This window comes from Calothrix sp. CBUCES-K 9914 (genome assembly GCF_059640475.1).
The window spans coordinates 1-5,076 of sequence record NZ_JBXXZH010000421.1; the positions used below are offsets into that span (position 1 = coordinate 1).

Sequence of the window (5,076 nt, forward strand, 5' to 3'; positions counted from 1 at the left end):
GCGCGACTTAATAGCAGCAAAACAAAGGTTCTTTATTATGGAAAAATTTGAGAAAAACGTATTAGGTAAGAGGCAACCAGTAAAACAGGCGTTAACAGGGGCGCTAGCAGCAGGTATGTTGATGCTGCCTTCTGTGGTAGGTGTGGCGCCTGTAATGGCACAACAGCAACAGCAGAAGTCAGATAACCAACTGAGCTATAGTGAACTAATAAAAAAAGCCCAGAATGGCGAAGTTAGGAAGGTTGAACTTGACGAAACCGACCAAACGGCGAGAGTGTTTTTAAAGAGTCAAAAGCCAGATGCACCACCACTACGAGTTCAGCTTTTGAATCAAAACGGGGAGTTGATAGCTAAACTTAACCAAAATAAAGTTGAGTTTGGAGAGAATTCTTCGCAAAATAGCCGTGCTGCTGTAGGACTGCTGATAAACTTAATGTGGATTTTGCCATTGGTAGCTTTGATGCTGCTGTTTTTACGTCGTTCCTCGAATGCTTCTTCGCAAGCGATGAACTTTGGCAAAACGCGCGCACGTTTCCAAATTGAGGCAAAAACAGGTATCAAGTTTGATGATGTGGCTGGTATTGAAGAAGCGAAAGAAGAGCTACAAGAGGTTGTTACTTTCCTCAAACAGCCAGAAAAATTCACTGCTATCGGTGCCCGTATTCCCAAAGGAGTATTATTAGTTGGACCACCCGGAACTGGTAAAACATTACTTGCCAAAGCTATTGCAGGGGAAGCTGCTGTACCTTTCTTTAGTATTTCTGGCTCAGAATTTGTAGAAATGTTTGTCGGTGTCGGCGCCTCACGAGTACGTGACTTATTCAAAAAAGCTAAAGATAATGCTCCTTGTTTAATATTTATAGATGAAATAGATGCCGTTGGTCGCCAGCGTGGTGCGGGTATTGGTGGTGGAAACGACGAGCGCGAACAAACCCTCAACCAGTTGCTGACTGAGATGGATGGTTTTGAGGGTAATAACGGTATCATTATTATTGCTGCTACCAACCGTCCTGATGTTCTTGATGCAGCGTTATTGCGTCCCGGACGCTTTGACCGTCAGGTAATTGTTGATGCACCCGACCGAAAAGGACGTTTGGAAGTTCTCAAGGTTCATGCACGTAATAAGAAAGTAGACCCCGCAGTTTCTTTGGAAGTTATCGCACGTCGTACACCAGGTTTTACAGGCGCCGACTTAGCAAATTTACTTAACGAAGCTGCAATTTTAACCGCGCGGCGCCGTAAAGAAGCGATAACACCATTAGAAATAGATGATGCTATTGACCGTTTGACGATTGGGTTAACTTTAAACCCATTAATGGATAGCAAGAAAAAACGTTTGATTGCTTACCACGAAGTCGGACACGCACTACTAGCAACATTGTTACCACACTCTGACCCTCTCAATAAAGTCACAATCATTCCCCGTTCGGGTGGTGTTGGTGGTTTCTCGCAGCAAATCTTAAACGAAGAAGTTATCGACAGCGGACTTTACACACGCGCGTGGATGAAAGACAACATCACCATGACCTTGGGTGGAAAAGCTTCCGAAGTCGAAGTATTTGGCGAACCCGAAGTTACCGGAGGCGCCAGTGGGGATTTGAAAATGGTGACAAATATTGCCCGTAAAATGGTAACGATGTACGGGATGACAGATTTAGGTTTAGTAGCGTTAGAAAACCAAAATTATGATGTCTTTCTAGGTCGTGACTGGGTAACACGTAACGAATACTCTGAAGAAGTGGCAATCAAAATTGACCGCAAAATCAGAGAAATTGCTAGTAATTGTTACCAAGAAGCACGGCGACTTATCCGTGAAAACCGCCCGTTAGTTGACCGTCTAGTAGATTTGCTAGTCGAACAGGAAACAATTGAAGGTGAACAATTCCGTAAAATCGTCGCCGAATATACACAACTTCCTGAAAAAGAATTAGCAAAAGCCATTCAGTAGAAGAGGCTACGTTTAATTTCGCATTTTGATAGAGACGCACTCATTAGCATAAGCGTCTCTACAAAATTTTTGACATCTCAAGGGTGGTAAGACTCCCGACTTCTTAGAGAAGTCGGGAATATGAACTCGCCAAATTTAAGGACACAAACCAATAGATATGACAGTTACTTCTTTGAAAGAGCCATTATTACGTTGGAAACAGAAAACTATTGATATTCAAGATTTACAAGGTTATTGGCATATTCACTGGCAATTTCGCAATCAAGTACTGTCTGTAGTTTATACACGTATTGACCAAGTATTTGTTATTTGGGGTTTAATCGCAATTTTGATGTTTTCGGTAGCGCAATTTTTTCCAATTAGTTGGACAGTGCAAGCAGTTATATGGTCTGTGCTAACCTCAGTAGGTGTAGCTGTAATGGTTGGTTTTACAATGTTTTGGGCGCAAGTTGAGCGCTTAACGTGGTTAGTATATGTTTGGGCTGCATTAATGCTAGGGGGAGGGTTATTAACCGACTTGGGTGTATTTTTTCAATTGGGTACAGTGCTTGTAAATCTCTGTCCGCTTTGGTTAAGTTTAAGTGCGATTGGATATTTTTGCACGGGATTTGCAATTAAATCACGTACATTTGTCTTATTTGGTATAATTCATACTCTTAGTATTTTGTGTTTGCCATATTTTATTGCTTGGCAATATTTTGCGACTGGATTTGTAATTGGCGCCAGTTTGTTATTGCTAGCACAGCTTCAGTGGGACATGCGTTCTCCTATTGACTACGCAATACTGACTTTAGAGCAGAAAGAGTTCAATCGTTTGCAGCACGCAGAGCGCATGAAGGAATCCTAGATTGGCACTTTATACACCAAGGGAAATTTATACCTTGTAAGAGAACTTCTAACAATAGTATGAATTTTAATTGATTCAGATTACCTGTTTAGAAATAGATATGATTACGACATGATTATGACTATGGAGAGATAATATTTATCAAAAGCATTGATATATTTGTAAATGTGATGACCAAAACGCACTGTATGGGTGTTGTGCCGCTGTGACCCAGTGCTATATCTCGAAGGAGAGCGATGTCAGAGATATAGATGGTGTGAAGAAAAGGCAGTAAAAGTTTATGGAGTTTCTATCGCTTCCTCCATTTAATCTTTACCGAGGGAAGGCGAAACCCTTCGTCAGAGCGGTCTGAGGTAAAGAACGTGCAAGCTGTCGTAAAATAACCTTAATAAATACTGACAAGGCTAAGGTCGTTGAGGCTGAAGCCTATGTCCGTTTTGACATACTATTTGATTTGTAAATGTTAGAGCCAGAGCAAATAAAATCAATAATTATTAAAGCTAAAGAAGCTTGGATATACGGCGATGCATTTGGATTTGCATCTTTATTTACTGCGGATGGTGAACTTATTGTTCCTGGTCAGCGATGGCAAGGAAAGGAAGCAATTCATGACGCTTTTACCGAATTTACAGCCAAAAATTTAAAAGTAAACATTGAGATTCGTCGGATTTTTATAGGTAAGGATTCCGCTGCTGTGGAATGGTACTGGGAAGAAACTGACAACAAGACGAAAAAGCAGGAGGCTGCTGAAGATGTTATAGTAGTTGATTTTGAGAACGGTTATATCCGACGTTGGCGCGAATATATTGATAACCAATCTATTAAGTAGTAGAGACGTTACGTGTAACGTCTCTACATAATCAATATCCAGAATCCCGAATAAATTTAGACTCTTGAATTTTTATTCGTGTTTGAGTAAGGTTAATTAGGGATGAACCTTGTCTTGCTTGTCTTCCAACTGGTTGCTGTTGCGAGAACATTGCCCGTAGTACAAATGCAGGGTCAACATAATTACCATTAAACTTTAATCCCCAGTGCAAGTGGGGTCCAGTAGTGCGTCCACTCATCCCGACACGACCAATTCGAACTCCTGCGGGGACTTGCATACCAGCTGCAAGTTGAATACCACCCGCGCGGTCAACCAAATAACGTACACCGTTGGCAGTTTCAACATTACCTTCCATGTGACAGTAGGTGTGCTGCCATTGTCCAGATTGAATAACAATATAGGTTCCACAAGCACCACCGTCTTCTACCTTTACAACAGTACCCGTCCACCAGTTACGAATATAGCTACCTCGTGGTGCCGCAATATCCAAACCACTGTGAAATTCCCAACCGTTACCACCTGTAGCGGAAGGACGGTAGCCAAAAGGGGATGTATAAGCTTGAAAATTTTCTACTGGAAATGAAGCTGCTTGCCAAACAGAATTAGCAGTAGCTAAAGCTTCTTGCTTAGGAAATAGAATGACTGAAAGTGCCAGACTCAATCCCAATGTAAATAAGATAACTCCAGTTTTTAGGGATTTGTGTCGCCGCTTACTCATCCGAAGCTTCCTTAAGGCAATAGGTTTTAGTCGAAATATCTCAGTATTAACACTGCTTACAAATTCTAACATGTATTATTTATACAAATGATTAAAATCAGGTAATTGATGTCATATCAAGCTTAACAGCTAAAAAATACAATATCTATAGTATTAAAAAGATCAATAGCAATCAGTTTAAACGCAGTACAAACTTGAATGTTGCCAATCCGGCAAAAAATGTTAATTTTAATTTTAAACTTCCAATAAACGCTCGTTATCCTTGCCGCCCATTCTCGAATCATGCTTGAAATATTACCCTTTAGCTTTGAAATAAATACAGTTGCCATTGCAGGCGCCAGTCTGTGGTCATTAGCACTATATCTAGCTTTCTCCAAACTCAGAGACAAAGTTACAGATTTACTCGACCGCTGGTTTAACTTCGCCGAGGGTTTCCTTTATACCAGTAAAGAAGAATTTGAGAAAACCCGCAAAGCCAGAGAATCACAAAACGCATTTTACGCTTCGGTGTTTAGCATTGTACCGTTCCTCATTTTTGGCGCCATCACAAACTGGCTTCTCGACCTTGGCTTAGGAGGAAGTTGGGGCATCAGTACTGGAATACTAGCGTGTATGGGATGCGGAGTATACGAATTAGGCAGAAGAGACGGACAGTCAGAAGAGTAGTAGAAAGTGCTGAGTGCTGAGTGCTGAGTGCTGAGTGCTGAGTGCTGAGTGCTGAGTGCTGAGTGCTG

The 5,076-nt window shown here is 41.4% G+C and carries 5 protein-coding genes; 4 read left to right on the top strand and 1 reads right to left on the bottom strand.

Annotated features, from left to right (window positions below):
* Positions 1-37: 37 nt before the first annotated feature.
* The 3 genes from ftsH (at position 38) to AC2JBO_RS42930 (ending at position 3,624) form a co-directional block, all read left to right on the top strand.
* Entirely contained in the window at positions 38-1,948 is a 1,911-nt protein-coding gene (gene ftsH, locus AC2JBO_RS42920; protein ID WP_496959727.1) for an ATP-dependent zinc metalloprotease FtsH, read from the top strand.
* Positions 1,949-2,105: 157 nt separating this feature from the next.
* The gene (locus tag AC2JBO_RS42925) at positions 2,106-2,795 is read left to right on the top strand and encodes a hypothetical protein (protein ID WP_496959724.1); all 690 of its coding nucleotides are present in this window, start codon (positions 2,106-2,108) and stop codon (positions 2,793-2,795) included.
* Positions 2,796-3,255: 460 nt separating this feature from the next.
* Entirely contained in the window at positions 3,256-3,624 is a 369-nt protein-coding gene (locus AC2JBO_RS42930; protein WP_496959725.1) for a nuclear transport factor 2 family protein, read from the top strand.
* A gap of 31 nt (positions 3,625-3,655) precedes the next feature.
* On the opposite strand, the gene AC2JBO_RS42935 is transcribed toward AC2JBO_RS42930, so the two are convergent.
* Positions 3,656-4,342, bottom strand: a complete 687-nt coding sequence (locus AC2JBO_RS42935) for a M23 family metallopeptidase (RefSeq protein ID WP_496959726.1) — start codon at positions 4,340-4,342, stop codon at positions 3,656-3,658.
* A gap of 279 nt (positions 4,343-4,621) precedes the next feature.
* Here AC2JBO_RS42935 and AC2JBO_RS42940 point away from each other — a divergent pair, with 279 nt between their 5' ends.
* Positions 4,622-5,008: a hypothetical protein gene (locus AC2JBO_RS42940; protein WP_496959728.1), complete on the top strand. Its 387-nt coding sequence runs from the start codon at positions 4,622-4,624 to the stop codon at positions 5,006-5,008.
* Positions 5,009-5,076: the final 68 nt, after the last annotated feature.